The organism is Brevibacillus sp. FW301-21C12A (assembly GCF_058788915.1).
The window spans coordinates 1-15,829 of sequence record NZ_JBYTBG010000045.1; the positions used below are offsets into that span (position 1 = coordinate 1).

The following is a 15,829-nucleotide window of genomic DNA, read 5'->3' on the forward strand; positions in this document are numbered from 1 at the left end:
TTTGAATCATGCTCGTTGCTCCATTCGTTTTTCCTAAATCATACCACATTTTCTTTAGTTTTCAGACACGTCCTAGTTATTCATTCACAATTTTTTAATCGCTGAATTGAGAAGTACTTTCAACACAAAGCAAAAGAGGCATCGCCCCTCTTCGCCCAAGCGAGAGAGCCGTGCCTCTTCGTGTGTTGCCTGTTGTTATTCCGTTACTTCTACAGACCAGCCAAACTTGTCTTCTCGCTCTCCGTACTGGATGCCAGTCATCGTTTCGTACAGTCTGGTCGTCAACGGACCTGTTTTCTCCCCGTTGATAATCATTTGATGGCCGTTCCAGTTCAGATCGCCAACCGGAGAGATGACCGCCGCCGTCCCTGTGCCGAACGCTTCTTCCAGTTGTCCGTTCTTGTGCGCCTCATACAAGTCTTCGACGGAAATGCGCTTTTCTACAACCGGAATGCCCCAGTCTTGGAGCAACTGGATGGTCGAATCGCGGGTGATCCCCTCCAAAATACTGCCGTTCAACGCCGGGGTCCACACTTCGTCCCCTACTTTGAAAAACACGTTCATGCTGCCGACTTCTTCGATGTATTTATTTTCAACGCCATCCAGCCAAAGCACTTGCTCGTAGCCTTTTTCCTTGGCTTCTGCCTGTGCTTTCAAGGCGCCTGCGTAGTTCCCTGCTACTTTTGCGTTGCCCGTACCGCCTCTGACTGCGCGGACGTATTTGTTTTCCACGTAAATTTTGACCGGCTCCATGCCATTGGCATAGTAAGCGCCGACGGGAGACAGGACGATAATCAGCTTGTACGTGTGCGAGGCACGCACGCCGAAACATGGCTCTGTCGCAATCACGAACGGACGAATATAGAGCGACATGCCGCTTTCTGCCGGAATCCACTCTTTTTCCAGCGCCACCAACTGCTTCAGGGCGGCGACCATGAACTCCTCATCGACTTGTGGCATGCTCATCCGCTCCAGGGAGCGATTCATCCGTTTGAAGTTTTGATCCGGGCGGAACAGAAGCACTTTGCCTTCTTTGTTGCGGTATGCCTTCAGTCCTTCAAAAATCGCTTGTCCATAGTGGAAGACCATTGCCGCCGGATCGAGTGACAAGGGAGCATACGGAACGATTTGTGGATCGTGCCATCCTTTGCCTTCCGTGTAATCCATGGTGAACATGTGATCGGTAAAATGTACGCCGAACCCCAGCTTATCGAGCGCTGGCTTCTCTTTTTTGTGTGCTGTCCGGGTAATGGTTAACTGACACTCCATCCTCTACATCTCCCTTAGTTTATGAAATTCTACCTTTTTGAAACTGAGCTTATATATTTAAAATAGCAACTATTTCGAACGATTGCCAGCGTAACTTTCTGTTTGCCAGGAAGCGGCTACCCGATTGCTTGCCCTGTCAACTGGCAAAGCGCGCGATGGCGTCGACATTGTACACGTCCTTGCCTTTTTCCAAAGCCGCAATCAGCCGTTCATGGCCAAAGCCATACCCTACCCGAACGCCGCACAGCCCGTACGATTTGAAAAACGTGCGCAAAACGAGCAAATTCGGATAGCGGTCTATAAGCGAGATGACACTCTCATCCGAGTCGGCAAAATCCATGTAGGCTTCGTCGATGACAACCAACCCGTCCATGCCTTCCACCAAGTGGATCACCTCGGCTTGCGAAAGCAGCAGTCCCGTCGGCGCGTTCGGGTTGACTAGCACTACGGCTTGCGCCCCGCTTTTACGCAGCGCCTCCCCATCAATGGAAAAATCGTCCCTGGTCGCAACTTTGATGCATGTGGCCTGGTAGCCAGCCGCCACCGAATGATAGAGCGGAAAGGAAGGGTCGGGGATCGCGACTTTTCCTTCGGGACCGACGAACACCTTCATCAGCAGCGAAATCAGCTCGCTGGAACCGTTGGAGCAAAACGTTTGCTCTACCTTGACGCCATACTGGGCGGCCAGCTCGGCACGCAATTCCTCGCACCTGGAATCCGGGTAGCGGCGCAGTTGCTCTTCTGTGATCTCGCGCAAAGCTTTTAGCACCTGTGGCGAAGGGGGATGCGGGCTTTCGTTCAGATTCAGGCGAATCGCTCCCGCTTCGGGAAGCGGCTGCACCCCCTTCTGCGTAGCCCGGCATCTGCTCGATATGCGGCAAAACGATGGTCATTTTCCTGTCTCCTCCTCGTACATACTTTCTCATCCCTGCTTCCGGTTCTCTCTGCAAAGATGGTATGATGTACCTACCATATCCTTAATTTTACAAAGAAGAAAGATCCAGTTTCCCGCTTTTTCAAGTGCCAGGTACGAAAGGAATGGAGATGGACCCGGCTTGCGCTCCCGGATCGCCAGCTATTTGCATCAAATCCGCGGCGTCCGCTGCTCACCCGATCAGATCGTCGTCGGCGCGGGTACGTATCACTCGCTCGACCTGCTGTTTCAATTGCTAAAAGAAGACGTGAAGACCCTCGCCTTGGAGGAAGCCGTCAACGATGGGGTGAAAGCGCTACTGGGCCAATACCCGTTTTCCTGTCGGCCGCTGTGCCTGGAAGAAGACGGTATTTGTCTCGAAGATGTTGCGGCCAGTCGTGCCCAGGCGATCTATTTGACGCCTTCCCACCAGTTTCCGTACGGGACGACGGTCTCTGACCGCAAACGAGCATGGCTGTTGGATTGGGCCAAAAAGACGGGCGGCTACCTGATCGAAAACGACTACGACGGAGAATTTCGCTACGGGGCAAGGCCGATTCCCTCGCTGCAAAGCCAGGACGACAGCGAACGCGTCATCTATGTGGGCACGCTTTCCCGAGTGCTGTGTCCCTCTTTTCGGCTCAGCTATTTACTCTTGCCCCGCTCGCTGCTCGCCCGCTTCCGGACAAAGCGCAACAGCTACGACCAGTACGCCTCGCCGATTTTCCAGCACACATTGGAGTTGTTCATGCAATCCGGAGACTTTCATCGGCACGTGCGAAACATGCGCGCGCTCTACAAGCGCAAGCACGATGTGCTGCTTCATTCGCTCGAGGAGCATTTTCCTGCGGGCAACATCATCGGGACAGGGGCCGGCCTGCACATGCTGCTGCAGCTTTCCGCGGAGAGAAGCGAAGCGGAAATCGTGGAGCAGGCGCTCGGCAACGGCGTGAAAGTATATCCTACCTTCGCCTACTCGCTTGTGCCCGCGCGCTCGTGGCCGCCCACGATCCTGTTCGGCTTCGGCGGATTGTCCGAGGCGGAAATCCAGGAGGGGGTCAGACGCTTTGCCCAAGCGGTTTACGGGTGAGCAGGCGGCAAAAGGCAAAAGGAGCGCCCCCTCTTTTGCAAAAACAGCTACTATGCCCGGATCACTTCGATTAGTCCTGATCTGCGCGGGAAGCGTATATGATGAAACAGAGCGGAGTGAATTGTCATGAGTGAGTTTTTGGTCATCGCGATTCCACTGTTGTTAGGAATTGTCGGTTTTGTTTGTCTGCTCCTTGGCTTGTTTGGATACCACCCGAAACGGATTCGCATCAATCTCACCATTTCCGGCATCTGCTTTTTCCTGTTGTTCGCGTATCTTATCATCGGTTATTTTTACACGAATCAGGCTGCTTCCGCGTTTTTGCTTTGAAGTTGCCTGCCGATGCACGTTCCAGCATTGTCACAAGGAGGTTTTACGCCCATGAACATTCGCGCTGAAAAAGCGTTGCCAAAAAAAATCGCCATCGTAACGGGGGCAAGTCGATTGCGCGGCATCGGCGCTGCCATTTGCCGAAAATTGGCTTCCCAGGGGGTCGATCTGTTTTTCACCTACTGGACGGCGTACGACAAAACGATGGACTGGGGTGTGGAAGACCATGAGCCGCACCAGTTGCGCGAGGAGCTTTTACGCTCCGGCGTGAGATGTGCGAGCATGGAGATTGACCTGTCCCAGCCGGATTCCTGGCTGCGTGTCCTCGACGAAGCGAACGCACAGCTCGGTGCGCCCTGTATTCTGGTCAACAACGCCTGTCATTCGACTACAGATGGTTACCAGGCGCTCGATGCGGCCAGCCTGGATGCCCATTACGCGCTCAATGTCCGGGCGCCGATCATGCTCAGTGTGGAATTTGCCCGCCGATTCTCGCGAGGCGCTCACGGCCGGATTATTCATATGACCTCGGGACAGTCCAAAGGCCCGATGCCGGGCGAAATTGCTTACACCGCCACAAAAGGAGCCTTGGATGCGTTCACGGTGACGTTTGCTGCGGAAGTGGCCCCGCTTGGGATTACCGTCAATGCCGTCAATCCGGGGCCGACTGACACCGGCTGGATGTCGGCGGAGCTTGCGCAACACATTCTTGCGCGCAGTCCGCTGGGCAGAATCGGCCAACCGGAGGATGCCGCCCGTTTGGTTGCGTTTTTGGCGAGCGAGGAAGCGGGCTGGATCACGGGGCAAGTCATCCATTCGGAGGGAGGCTTTCTGCGTTGAACCGCCAAAGGTTGCCAGCCTGGCCGAGTACAGAAACCTATAGAAAAAGCACAATCCGCTCAAGTCTGGCAGATTGTGCTTTTTCATTTGGCAGCGAGGCTATTGCGACTTGATCGGCGACTTGCCGTGACGGCGGTGGATTTCCATGTACTCGTAGCTGCCCTGTGCCGCGTGCAGGCGAACGGGACAGCCCAGTTCGTCGCTGTAGCGCTTCGTGACGACCAAATTCTCGACCGTCTGCGTCTCGATCCGCTCAGGCGCGAGCATCCCGCGAATCAGCCCGTTGTGCGCGCCGTCAAAATCTTTGACAAACTGGACGGCCCGCTCAAGCCCTGCCCGCCCTTCCGCTTCGTTCCACACGACTTCGATCTCGCCGTTTGCCTTGACCACGCGCATGCCGGACTGGTAGCTCGGCCCCATGTACATGCGCAGTCCAAGACGTCTTGCATGCTCGGCCGCTGCTGCCAACTCCTCGTACGTCTCCGCCCAGCGCTTGTAAAACACAGAGGTGATCGGCATCGCGGTCGTCACCCCGTTCAGGATCAGTTGGCTGTAGGCGTAGAGCGACTTGAACGACTCTTCTTCCGGCGTCATGACTTCGCGGTAGCCTTTGCGGTAGTACGCTTCCGACCAGAGCAAGTTTTTGTTTTTTTCCGCCGATACTTCCAGATGCACGATGTCGTGGTCGATATCGCCCAGCGCGTTCAAGTCGATAAAGCCAGGGCTTATGACAGCGTTTCCGGCGTCGATCACTTCGTCGACTTCCCCGGCATAATCATGGCCCACAAACAAAATCGTGTCGTTTTCGTAGACAACCTCCCCGTCCCTGATGATGACGTGGTCTTCCCCGTCAAAGCCGATCACGTATTTGGCTGTTATTTTCTTTTTCATACTGCTTCTCCCTCGCCTTCGCATCCATACTCTTTCTCTCCACTGTCTATCTGCGTGTCCTTTGTCAGTATAAGAAATATTCTGTCAAGTTTGTTGCAATTGCTTTGCATCTATTTGCACAATCTTTACTCCTTTGCCGGCTGCCCCCGCTCGTCACGACGCTTTTCTCCAACCTGATCGGCTTCGGGGCGCTCCTGCCGTTCCTCGTTGCCAGCCTGCCGCAAGTCGCGTACAGCCCTCGTCTTGCTTCGTGGCTGCTGCTGTTCGTCACGGCTGTGGTCATGCACGGCATCGTCACGCTGATCTGGAACAGCCAACTGCAAAAGGTCGGGGCGGCCAAGGCGGCGATGTTTTCCAACCTGGAGCCGTTTATCGCCATGCTGTTCGGCTTCTTTTTGCTGGCGAAGCCCATCACCGCCGTCCAGTTGTTCGGAGCGGTCCTGATTATCGCGGGAGTCACCTTGACCACGACCTCCAAGGAGCCGCGCGATCAGCACGAGCTGTCTTCGTTTCCTACGGGGGTCAAATAGTCGGGGTTTATTTCATACAAAAAAAGTCGGAATTGTGGTTGAGATTTACAGCCGCAATGATTATACTAGACGGTAACGTGCCATCACGACTTTTTGCGTGAAACCACCCGAAAAAGACCAAGGAGGGCTGTTCATGTCTACGGTTAAGCTGTCCCAATGGGAAACGATGCTGCTTGAGGCGGCACGCGCCCACGGGCTCGTCGATGAAGAAATCATCCATAAGCTGAGAACGGGCGACCGCGGGCCTTTTGCCGATGTGGAAGGCGGGAAGTACGATTACACTCCCCTCTTTGAGCTGTACCAGAGCGATTCCGCCGCGCTTGAGCAGGCGATTCGCGACGGCTACCAAATCAAGTTCACGACGATGAACGGGATCAAATTTTTATTGAACAAACGCTACCGCCTTCTCGCCGAGCAGGACTACCAGGTAGAGGAGACGGCGCTGGACCAGGTTCGGCTGTCAGACGAGGCGCTGCAATGGATGCGCCAGACGGTCTCGAAAAACTGGCGGATCGTGGAGCAGGCAAAGCTCGCCGACAGCAAGGAAACGGTCGTCCGCTTCGAACTGGCTGCCTCTTGAATGCAAAAAGAGCACTTTTCCGCACGGGAGAGTGCTCTTTCTTTATACGTGATTTCGCGATTTCGTGAAAAAAGCATGCCTGGCATGCGGGACCTGGGCAAAACGTGAGCAAAAGCGTGCGGCTCTGCCGCCACCGAGCCTATTCGCTCCGGCAAAGCATCCTCATCCCGAGCAAAACCGCCCAGGCGCGGCTGTCCGCCTTGAAGAAAAAGCGCAGCGGCATGTCGCTGTCCACAAAGATCAGCGTGTCGCTTGCGGCAGCGCGGAGCGAAAATTCGCTGCCGGCGACTTCCGCTACAGGCGCTCCGTCGCGGATGAACAGGCGCACGTTGCCTCCTTCTGCGGAAGTATATGTCCCGACGAGCTTTTCCAGCTCCTCGCGGTCGAGCTGATACGTCGGGACTGCGCTCTCCTTGTGCGCAAGCGGCAGTCCCAGCGCGGCGTTGACCGCTGCCAGCCAGACGTTGCGGATCGGCACGTTTTCGAGATTGGACAGGACGACGCAGACGAGTTCTTTTTCCGGGACAAAGCCGAAGTTGGACGATACGCCCGGCTGCCCGCCCCCGTGCTCGACCAGCGTGACTCCCGCGTAGTCCCTCGTCGTCTTGAGCGTGTAGCCGTACCAGGCGTCCTTCGTCAGCCGATGGACGGGCTGCCACATCGTTTCCAGCCAGGCGGCAGGCACGATCTCCTGTCCCTGGTAGCGGCCTTTTGCCACATACAGGCTACCGTACACAAGCAAATCGTCCACGCTTGAACGAATCCCTCCGCCCACCTCGTAGTTGCCAAGCGTCGGCCAAGGGACCGCGGTGACTTGCTGCTGTTCCCCCCGCTTCGCATACGGGGTGGAGACGTTGTCCAGACGGGCAAGCTCCTCCAGGCTGAACGTAGAGCGATGCATCCGCAGCGGCGCAAGCAGCCGCTCCGTCATATAGCGGCGGTACAGCCGTCCGCTGACCTGCTCGATGATCGCGCCAAGCAGCAGGAACATGTCGTTGGCATAGCTGAAATACTGCCCCGGCTCCCCGAGGGCCGCGAACTCGACTTCAGCCAGGTAGTCCAGATGCTCGGAAAACCGGACCAGCTCTTCCCTGCGCAAAAGCGGCGGCACGCCCGACGTATGCGACAGGAGATGGCGAATTTGCACCTTGCTGGCATCGCAGCCTCTCAGCCGAAACGCCGGGATGTATTTGCCGACCGGATCGTCCAGCGACAGCTTTCCTTCGTGCGCCAGTTGCATGATCGCCGCTGCCGTAAACGATTTTGTGACGGAAGCGATGCCAAACACCGTAGATGGCGTGGCTGGCTCTTTCGTCACCAGGTTGCGCACGCCGAACCCTTTTGCGTAAATCGTTTCCCCGCGGTGCGACAGGGCGACCGCAAGCCCTGGCACGCCCTGTTCCTCCATGAAGCGTTGAATGTACGTCTCCAGCTCTGTCATTTGCAGCCGATCCATAGTCGCCTCCGTCCTTTTTTTCGCCTAGCGAATGGATGAAAAACCAGACTTGCTGCCCGCTTATCGCAGCGGAAGCGGCATGGCGTGAACCGTCCGCCCTTTTCGGCCTGTCGTCGTCACCGCCTGGGAGAGAGAGTTGTAGATCGCTTCCTCGGTCGCCTCTGCGGCTGCGGCAAACAGCTCGTTCATCACCGGATGGTCCTCGCGAAGCTGCACGCGCGTCTCCGTAACCGACTCCGTCCGGTGCGGGATCTTGTGCGCGGTGGAAAAGGCGATCGCGATGTCGCCGCTGCCGTGCCCGAAGTGGCTCCCGGTGCGGCCGAGGCCGATTCCTGCGCGCTTGGCGACACGCAGAAGCTGGCGGTCGGAAAGCGGCGCGTCTGTCGCAAGCACGATCATAATCGAGCCGTCCTCTTCCTTCTCGACTGCCTCTGCGGCCGCCGGCTCGCGAGTGGCACAGGCAAACAACCTGTCGCCCAAAAAGTCGTCCTTGCTGCCAAAGTTGGACAACACCAATGCGCCGAGCGTGTACGTATGCCCGGAGGCGGACACGACGCGCGAGGACGAGCCGATTCCGCCCTTGTAGCCGAATGCGACCATCCCTGTCCCCGCTCCGACCGCGCCTTCTTCTACGCCGTGCTCCGTTGCGTTTTCAATCGCCGCCACCGCGTCTTCCGGCCGCACGACGCAGCGGCGGATCGAATTGAGGTGGCCGTCGTTGCACTCCCCGACCACGATGTTGACCGTCCCTGTCGTATCGCCAATCTCTTCATTCGTCGCCAGCATGTATTGCAGCGCGCCCTGTGTCACCGCCGGGACGGAAAACGTATTCGTCAGCATGATCGGCGACTCCAGCACGCCCAGCTCGTTTACCTGGACGAGTCCTGTCGTCTTGCCGAAGCCGTTGATGACGTAGCTGGCTGCCGTCACCTTTTCGCGAAACAGGCTGCCTCCGTGCGGCAAAATGGCGGTCACGCCCGTACACGCACACTCCCCGTCTTCCAGCTCATGCTGAATCGTCACATGGCCGACGCGCACCCCAGGCACATCGGTCAGATCGTTTTTCGCTCCTGTGGGCAGCTTGCCGACCACTACTCCCAGCTCGCGGATTTTCCCTTTTCCGGCACGCTTCATGACAGCTTCCTCCTTTCCCGTTCGGCTCGCCTACACCGGGCGATTTCGCAAAAAGTTTTCGTAGGCAAATCCGCGCACCTCGTCTTCCGTGTAGCGCTTGAGCAGCTCGTTTATCAGGTTTTGGCTCATCCCTGCATGCTCAAGCCCCACGACTTTTTTCGTGATCCCGTCAAAATCCGAGCCAAGCCCGATATGGCGCACGCCGCCGAGCGAGCAGAAGTGATCGATATGCCGGATCAGGTCGTCAATCGTCGTCGGCGCCGAGTCGTTAATAAACATCGTGCAGTACACGACGTGGACATTGGCCCCTTTGGCGAACATCGCCTTCGCCTGCTCGTCCGTCAGGTTGCGGGGATTGTCGCAAACAGCGCGTGCATTGGAATGGCTCGCGATCGGGTACTTCGCCAGCTCCAGCGTCTCCCAGAAGCTGCGCTCGCACAGGTGGGAGACATCTGTCAAAATTTTTCGTTCATTATGGAACTGAATAATCTCTTTGCCAAACGCGGTCAGCCCGCCGTTTCTTTCTTCCAGCGCCCCGTCTGCCGCCAGATTCGCCAAATTCCAGGTCAGGCCGACAGAGCGCACGCCGAGCTGATAGAGAATGTGCAGCTTTTTCAGGTCGTTGCCGATCGGCTCTACCCCTTCGAGCGTCAAAAGCGCCCCGATCTCGCCGTCCTGCAGCCTGTCCAGGTCGCTCCAGTCGCGAATCTGCTTCATCTCCGGATGCTTGCCGAGCACCTCTGTATAAAAGTAGTGAATCTGATCCAGCGCGCATTGAAACCGGCTTTCCGAAGGCAGGTCGACCGGCGTGTAAATCGCGTAGCATTGCACCTTCACCCCGCCCTCGTGCAGCCGATTCCGGTTCACGTCCAGCTTTTCCGAATCGGCAAAGGAGAGATTCCCCTTTTGCTCCCATATTTTCAAAAGCGCATCGCAATGCAAATCAATAATCGGCATTCCCGCCATTTGCTTCATCAGTCCTCGCTCTTTTTTCTCTTGACGAACTCTACCTAATTCCCTCACTTTACGGTAATGTATTTTTAAAAGCGATTCCAATTAATTTTTGCAATAGGCATCTTCAAAAATTTGCATAATGGAGCCCACCCCTATGAATATGGAACAACTGGAAGCGTTTATTTTTGTAGCTTTGACAGGGAGCTTTAGCAAGACAGCCGATCTCTTGTACCTCTCCCAGCCAACCGTCAGCATGCGGATCAAGGCGCTGGAAACCTCGATGGGCTGCAAGCTGTTTCAGCGCACAGGCCATACGATTTCGCTGACCAAGGAGGGCGACCTGTTTTTGCCCTACGCGAAAAACATCATGAACATGCTGCAGGAGGGCCAGCAGGCGATCCAGCGCTCACAGGGCGACGTGGAAGGCGAGCTGACCATTTCGACCGTATTCGTTTCGGCCTTTTACATCTTGCCGGATCTCGTGGAGCAGTTTCAGCAGCTTTATCCGAAAATCAAGCTGACGATCCTCACCGGACATTCGCATCAGGTGCTCGATATGGTGCTCAACCACGAGGTGTCGTTCGGTATCGCGAGGGCGGTCAACCATCCGCAGATCAACCGGATTCAGCTCATGTCCGACGATATGGTGCTGGCGATTTATCCCGAGCATCCGTTTGCCTATCGCCATCAGGTGTCGATCGAGGAAGTCGCCCGCGAACGGCTCATCTTGTTCAACCGCGGCTCGCTGGACTGGAAGCTGATTAACAACGCGTTCAGTCATTTTCAACTGCAAAACAACGTCGTCATGGAGGCGGACAACATCGAGGTCGTCAAACGGATGGTCAAGCAGAAGCTCGGCATCGCCTTTTTGCCCCGCTTTGCGATCAGCAAAGATTTGAGCGACGGCGAGCTGAAAGAGGTAGACGTCCTCAACCTGCCGCAAATCAACCGCAACTTCGAGCTGATTTACTTGAAGGATACACCCGTGAACGGGATCATGCGCACGTTTATCGACTTTTTGATGCAAAACAAGGCGTTGCAGTGAGCGGCCGCAAGAAAAAGACCGCCTCTAGCGGACGGCCTCTTCTCTTCCGGCGGCGTGTGGCGCTGCCTGGTGCTTTTCCTTTTGGCGCGGACCCAGCTTGCTGATTGCAAGCAGCAGACAGCCGATGATAACGAGCATCGCGACCAGGGCAAACGTAAAGTCGCCGAACAGATCGACAGCCAGCCCGATCAGCACAGGCCCGAGCGAGCCGAGCATGTACCCGCCAAACTGCATGACGGCCGACCACGACGTAGCTTCCTGCGCGCTGTCCGCCTCTTCAATCGGGATCAACAGCGCCAAAGGGAACAAGCCGCCTGCCCCGATCCCGAGAAACACGGTCGCAAGCCACGGCGAAGCGTGAACGAGCAACAGGGCGATGCCGACCAGCTCAGCCAGGGCACAGGTGAACAGCCAGCGATTGCGGTTGCCAGTGCGGCTGACAATCACCGGGATGAGAAAGCTGACCGGGATTTGAATGATCGTAAACAGCGTCAGCACCAGTCCCGACTGCGCATGGCTCATCCCTGCCGCTTGCACGAGCGGAGCCAGCCAGGCGGTTATCATGTAAAACATCGAGGACATGCACCCGAAAAACAGCATGCTTGCGATCATCCGCCCGCTTTTGATGCGCAGCTTGGGCACTGAGGCAGCCGATTTGCCTGCTTTTTCTTTTGCCAACGGGAGCAGCGCTGCTGCGGCGAGCACGGCCAAGAGCGCCCAGACGCACAGCGAGTACTGCCACGATTGGCCCAGCGCCGTAAACAGCGGGATCGACAAGCTGGACGCAATCGCAGCCCCGATGACGAGCGACACGGAATAAATGCTGGCGGCACCCGGCTTGCCAGGAAAGTACTTTTTGATAAAGCCGGACAAAAGCGGCCCGGCGATGCCAATGCCAATCCCGGAAATCAGGGCGGTCACAAGCAGGCTCACGCTGTCCAAGACGAGCACCCGGTACGCTGTCGCCGCAAAAATCATCACCATCGCCACAAGCAGCGAGCGCTCCAGGCCAAAGCGCTGGCTGAGCGTGATGGAGAAAAGCGCAAACAGCCCCATGCAAAATACCGGGAGCGTCGTAATCAGGCTTGCCGTTACTCCGCTCATCCCCAAATCGGTTTGGATGATATCGAGCAGCGGCCCGACAGACGTAATGGACGGCCGCAAGTTCAATGAGAGCAAAAAAATAACGGCAATCAAATAAAATAACCGCACGCAAACACTTCCTTCCTCTATCCTTGAATGAAGTGTAAAGCCGTGCGTACAATAGATCAATTCTATTTTTTCTATACAAACAATAGTTACAGACTATGGTAAAGAAGGGAGGCGCCATGGAATTTCGTCAGTTGCAATATTTTCTCATGCTGTGCAACGAGCTGCATTTTTCCGAGGCCGCCTATAAGCTGGGCATTAGCCAACCGACGTTGAGCCAGCAAATCCGCGTGCTGGAGGATGAAGTCGGCGTGCCGCTGTTCGACCGGATCGGGAAAAAACGGTGAAGACCGAGGCAGGCGCGATCCTGGAGCACCACGCCTTGCAAATCGTTCAGCATCTGGAAAGTGCCCGGACAGCGATTGCCGACCTGACCCATATGCACGCGGGGCATTTGCGCGTAGCGGTGCTGCCGTCCGACCTCGACTACCGCCTCACTTCGCTTTTGATCGACTTCCACAAGCAGTTTCCGCAAACAAAGGTGCAAGTGTTTCCTTCCATTGACATCGTGAACCAGGTGCTGAACATCGAGGTCGACCTCGGTGTCGGCCTGGCGATGCCTGCCATGCCCGCCGATGAGCGTTTGACGCGGATTTCGTTTTACACGGAAACGTACAGTTTGTACGTCCATCGAGATCATCCTCTGTCCGGGCGGGAAAGCGTCTCTTGCGACGATCTGCGCGGGCTTGCGTTCGTCATGTATCCGCAAGGCTTCTACGGCCGCGATTTGATCGACAGGTTGAGCAAAGAGCGCGGGCTCGTCATCGAAACGATCATGGAAACAGGCTCAGCCACGTCCCTGCTCCAGCTCGTTGGCGCAGGCATCGGCGCCACGATTCAGCCGAGCCGCCTGATCGAAAGCTTTCAGTCGCTGGGGATTCGCGCCGTTGCCATCGACGACTCGCCGATCCGGGAAATGGTCATCATGTACCGCAATGACAAATACATCAGCGTCGCTGCCAAAGCGTTCATCAACAAGCTGGAGACGTCGTTTCAAACCTCGTGCTAGCGTGCCGCGCAGCTTGCTGCTTGCCGTTTTTCCCGCGGGAAAAAACCTCGCTCTTGCAACTAAAAGTATCCACTGGAGGGAAATCCTAATCCGTATGGCTGTCATCCTGTCATGGCAAGGAGGCATTTATGACGCAGCGCAAACTGGTACATTTCACCGATCAGGACCTGGACGGCGAATCGTGTGCGATCTTGAGCCGGATCGCCTATGGCGACCGGGAAGTCTTCACCCGCGGCGTATCGCCCTATACCGTCAACCAGGAAGTCCAGACGTTTCTTGCCGAAGAGTTTTCGCCGGAGATGTCCGTCGTCATTACAGATGTGGGCGTCAACGAAGAAGTGGCGTCCTTGATTCAGAAAAAAGTCGAGCAAGGGCATTCGTTTGTCCTGATCGACCATCACCCGACGTCGCTACCCCTGTCCGCGAAGTACGACTGGGCGAACGTCATCGTCGAAGCAGCGGGACAGAAGACTGCGGCGACCAGCCTTTATTACGATTACTTGCGAAGCAAAGGGCTTTTGGCGCCCACAGACGTGCTTACCGACTACGTGGAGCTGGTGCGGGCGTTTGATACGTGGGACTGGGAAGCGACCGGAAATGTGCAGGCGAACCAGTTGAACCTCTTGTTTTATTTGGCGGAGCGCGGCACTTTTGCCGACCAGGTGATCGGGCGGCTGCGCAGCGAGGACGTGGAGCAGTTCGCGTTCGAGGACTGGGAAGCTCTCCTGATCTACACAGAGGAGAGAAGAATCGCGGAGTTTGAGCAGAAAAAGGCAAAGCAGATGAAGCGCCTGAACGTCGAAATTGATCTGGACGAGCCGAGAACGTACAACGTCGGCGTCGTCTTTTTGGAGCAGTACCAATCGACGACGGGAAACTTTTTGTGCAAAAGCGATGAGACGCTCGATTTTGTCGCGATGCTCGATCCCGGAAAAGGCAGAATCAGCTTTCGCACGATTCGCGACGACGTGGACCTGTCGGTGATCGCGGCCCACTACGGAGGTGGCGGGCATCCCAAGGCGGCGGGCTGCTCGTTTACAGGCGTGACCCTAAAAACTTTTGTGTACCCTGCCCTGCGTGTGCATTGAAAAATCCCCTCCGGCCGCAAGCAGGCGTCCCCATCCGCTCATCCGATGATGAGATGAGCCGATGGGCGCTGCTTTTTTCGCGAGGGGATTCTCATGTGTATCCGTTACGCGTGGTTACGCGTGACCGAGCAAACCTTCCAACACTTTCTGGACTTTTACCCCTGTCTCAAACGTCACCAGTCTGGCTTCCTGCCCGTCGATGGCAAGCGTCAGCTCGTCGAGCAACAGCGAGAGGCGGTCCAGTTCTGGCACGTCTGCGGCCACAGGCGCTTCTCCCTCCCCCCCGACAAACAGCTTGCTCCAGTTGACTACGCTCAAGGTGCCTTTGGTGCCGTAAATACGGTAGTCCAGATGCTCCTGGTGCGCGATGCCCGCCAGTCCGTTGATCGTGACCGGAGTGCCGCAAGCAAGGCGCAGGAAGGCCGAGACGCCCGTTTCACACGCTTCCGGGTCTTGCGGATAGTCTACGTCCGAGCGGATGACCTGCAAATCTCCGAACAAGGCGTAGGTCAAATGGGTAAAATGCGGCAAAACCTCGCGGATGAAGCCGCCCTGCTCCCGGCCGGACAGCCACGGCGTCTGCTGCCACGGGCGCGGCCACGTATGGAAATGGGTCAAAATATCAATCCGGCGAATCTCGCCGATCTCCTCCAGCCTGCTGCGCAGCGCGGGGAAAATGCCCTGATAGTAGAGCGGAAAGTTCATCGCGTGCACGACGCCTGCGTCTTTGGCTGCCGCCAGCATGTCCTCGGCTTCTGCGAGCGAATTAGCGAGCGGCTTTTCGCACAGCAAATGCTTTTTGTGCGCCAATACGTCCAGAGCGATCGCATGATGGAACTTCGGCGGGACGGCCAGGTAGACGGCGTCCAGCTCTTCTTTTGCCAACAGCTCCTTGTAATCGGTGTACCACGGCACATTGCCGGATTTTTGCGCGGCCTCCTGCGCCCGTTCGGCAGACACGTCGCTCACTGCCGCGACGCTGAATTTTTCGTGGGTGCGAAGGGCGTTCATCATCCGCTCGCCCATGACGCCTGCGCCGATGACGCCCACCTTCCGTTTGCTCTCGTTCATCTGTCTTTCCTCGCTTCCTGATGAATGCTCGTCTTTTTTGCACCTCCCCCTTTTCTCTATTTATCTGAAAATTCCTTGTAAAAAAACTAGATTGCGAAAAAATGTTTGCGAAAATCGCTACACGGAAGCGATACCCGAGTGGAACCGTCTCGTTTTCTTTGAATCGCGTTCATGGCTTGTTGTGCCCAGGAAATGCCGCAATGCTGGAACTTTTGCGCCTGTACGCTGATTTCTGCTGTAATTTGAAACGACTGGATGAAAGTGCGACTCTTGTCATCGTTGAAAATCGGCTGCTCCGCCTCTTCCGGTAGGTCGGCTGCAGGCTGTCAAATCTTTCTTTTCCTAATTATCCATTGACATGCAACCATTCGGTTTCCTATACTACAAAAAGCGAAACGTTTTGGTTTCATTTCCATGCGC

17 protein-coding genes are annotated in these 15,829 nt (G+C 56.2%); 9 read left to right on the forward strand and 8 right to left on the reverse strand.

Annotated features, from left to right (window positions below):
* Positions 1 to 195 precede the first annotated feature (195 nt).
* Both AC3WQH_RS21115 and AC3WQH_RS21120 read right to left on the reverse strand, forming a co-directional pair.
* Positions 196 to 1,269, reverse strand: coding sequence for a branched-chain amino acid aminotransferase (locus AC3WQH_RS21115; protein WP_005828278.1), 1,074 nt, complete (start codon positions 1,267 to 1,269; stop codon positions 196 to 198).
* Positions 1,270 to 1,405: 136 nt separating this feature from the next.
* The gene (locus tag AC3WQH_RS21120; protein WP_492332235.1) at positions 1,406 to 2,110 is read right to left on the reverse strand and encodes a pyridoxal phosphate-dependent aminotransferase; all 705 of its coding nucleotides are present in this window, start codon (positions 2,108 to 2,110) and stop codon (positions 1,406 to 1,408) included.
* A gap of 214 nt (positions 2,111 to 2,324) precedes the next feature.
* Here AC3WQH_RS21120 and AC3WQH_RS21125 point away from each other — a divergent pair, with 214 nt between their 5' ends.
* From AC3WQH_RS21125 to AC3WQH_RS21135, 3 genes are all read left to right on the forward strand, one after another.
* On the forward strand, positions 2,325 to 3,272 hold the full coding sequence (locus AC3WQH_RS21125) for an aminotransferase-like domain-containing protein (protein WP_005828273.1): 948 nt from the start codon (positions 2,325 to 2,327) through the stop codon (positions 3,270 to 3,272).
* A 126-nt stretch (positions 3,273 to 3,398) separates the two neighbouring features.
* Positions 3,399 to 3,602, forward strand: coding sequence for a hypothetical protein (locus AC3WQH_RS21130; RefSeq protein WP_005828271.1), 204 nt, complete (start codon positions 3,399 to 3,401; stop codon positions 3,600 to 3,602).
* 51 nt (positions 3,603 to 3,653) lie between these two features.
* Positions 3,654 to 4,442: an SDR family oxidoreductase gene (locus tag AC3WQH_RS21135; protein WP_005828269.1), complete on the forward strand. Its 789-nt coding sequence runs from the start codon at positions 3,654 to 3,656 to the stop codon at positions 4,440 to 4,442.
* Between the two features lie 99 nt (positions 4,443 to 4,541).
* Here the strand turns inward: AC3WQH_RS21135 and AC3WQH_RS21140 are convergent, their stop codons facing one another.
* Positions 4,542 to 5,333, reverse strand: a complete 792-nt coding sequence (locus AC3WQH_RS21140; RefSeq protein WP_007783744.1) for an amidohydrolase family protein — start codon at positions 5,331 to 5,333, stop codon at positions 4,542 to 4,544.
* 104 nt (positions 5,334 to 5,437) lie between these two features.
* Here AC3WQH_RS21140 and AC3WQH_RS21145 point away from each other — a divergent pair, with 104 nt between their 5' ends.
* Together AC3WQH_RS21145 and AC3WQH_RS21150 are read left to right on the forward strand one after the other, a co-directional pair.
* Complete coding sequence (locus AC3WQH_RS21145) at positions 5,438 to 5,863, forward strand: EamA family transporter (RefSeq protein WP_005832330.1); 426 nt, start codon at positions 5,438 to 5,440, stop codon at positions 5,861 to 5,863.
* Positions 5,864 to 5,996: 133 nt separating this feature from the next.
* Entirely contained in the window at positions 5,997 to 6,443 is a 447-nt protein-coding gene (locus tag AC3WQH_RS21150; protein ID WP_005832329.1) for a hypothetical protein, read from the forward strand.
* Between the two features lie 139 nt (positions 6,444 to 6,582).
* Here the strand turns inward: AC3WQH_RS21150 and AC3WQH_RS21155 are convergent, their stop codons facing one another.
* From AC3WQH_RS21155 to AC3WQH_RS21165, 3 genes are read right to left on the reverse strand one after another with little or no spacing between them, the layout of a single operon-like run.
* Positions 6,583 to 7,899, reverse strand: coding sequence for a serine hydrolase domain-containing protein (locus AC3WQH_RS21155; protein ID WP_492332236.1), 1,317 nt, complete (start codon positions 7,897 to 7,899; stop codon positions 6,583 to 6,585).
* A gap of 60 nt (positions 7,900 to 7,959) precedes the next feature.
* Positions 7,960 to 9,033 carry a DmpA family aminopeptidase gene (locus AC3WQH_RS21160; RefSeq protein WP_005832325.1) on the reverse strand — a complete coding sequence of 358 codons (1,074 nt, stop codon included), beginning with the start codon at positions 9,031 to 9,033 and terminating at the stop codon, positions 7,960 to 7,962.
* Positions 9,034 to 9,063: 30 nt separating this feature from the next.
* Positions 9,064 to 9,999, reverse strand: a complete 936-nt coding sequence (locus AC3WQH_RS21165; RefSeq protein WP_007783733.1) for a dipeptidase — start codon at positions 9,997 to 9,999, stop codon at positions 9,064 to 9,066.
* 142 nt (positions 10,000 to 10,141) lie between these two features.
* Between AC3WQH_RS21165 and AC3WQH_RS21170 the strand changes: the two genes are divergently transcribed.
* Entirely contained in the window at positions 10,142 to 11,032 is an 891-nt protein-coding gene (locus AC3WQH_RS21170; protein ID WP_005832321.1) for a LysR family transcriptional regulator, read from the forward strand.
* 24 nt (positions 11,033 to 11,056) lie between these two features.
* Here the strand turns inward: AC3WQH_RS21170 and AC3WQH_RS21175 are convergent, their stop codons facing one another.
* Complete coding sequence (locus AC3WQH_RS21175; RefSeq protein WP_005832319.1) at positions 11,057 to 12,244, reverse strand: MFS transporter; 1,188 nt, start codon at positions 12,242 to 12,244, stop codon at positions 11,057 to 11,059.
* Between the two features lie 116 nt (positions 12,245 to 12,360).
* Here AC3WQH_RS21175 and AC3WQH_RS21180 point away from each other — a divergent pair, with 116 nt between their 5' ends.
* The 3 genes from AC3WQH_RS21180 to AC3WQH_RS21190 all read left to right on the forward strand — a co-directional run bounded on the left by AC3WQH_RS21180 (position 12,361) and on the right by AC3WQH_RS21190 (position 14,338).
* Positions 12,361 to 12,528: a LysR family transcriptional regulator gene (locus AC3WQH_RS21180; RefSeq protein WP_310670541.1), complete on the forward strand. Its 168-nt coding sequence runs from the start codon at positions 12,361 to 12,363 to the stop codon at positions 12,526 to 12,528.
* Positions 12,525 to 13,250, forward strand: a complete 726-nt coding sequence (locus AC3WQH_RS21185; RefSeq protein WP_310670542.1) for a LysR family transcriptional regulator substrate-binding protein — start codon at positions 12,525 to 12,527, stop codon at positions 13,248 to 13,250. Before AC3WQH_RS21180 ends, AC3WQH_RS21185 begins: the two co-directional genes overlap by 4 nt.
* A gap of 128 nt (positions 13,251 to 13,378) precedes the next feature.
* Positions 13,379 to 14,338: a DHH family phosphoesterase gene (locus AC3WQH_RS21190; protein ID WP_005832315.1), complete on the forward strand. Its 960-nt coding sequence runs from the start codon at positions 13,379 to 13,381 to the stop codon at positions 14,336 to 14,338.
* 114 nt (positions 14,339 to 14,452) lie between these two features.
* Here AC3WQH_RS21190 and AC3WQH_RS21195 read toward each other — a convergent pair whose 3' ends face one another.
* Positions 14,453 to 15,409: a Gfo/Idh/MocA family protein gene (locus AC3WQH_RS21195; RefSeq protein WP_327991026.1), complete on the reverse strand. Its 957-nt coding sequence runs from the start codon at positions 15,407 to 15,409 to the stop codon at positions 14,453 to 14,455.
* Positions 15,410 to 15,829: the final 420 nt, after the last annotated feature.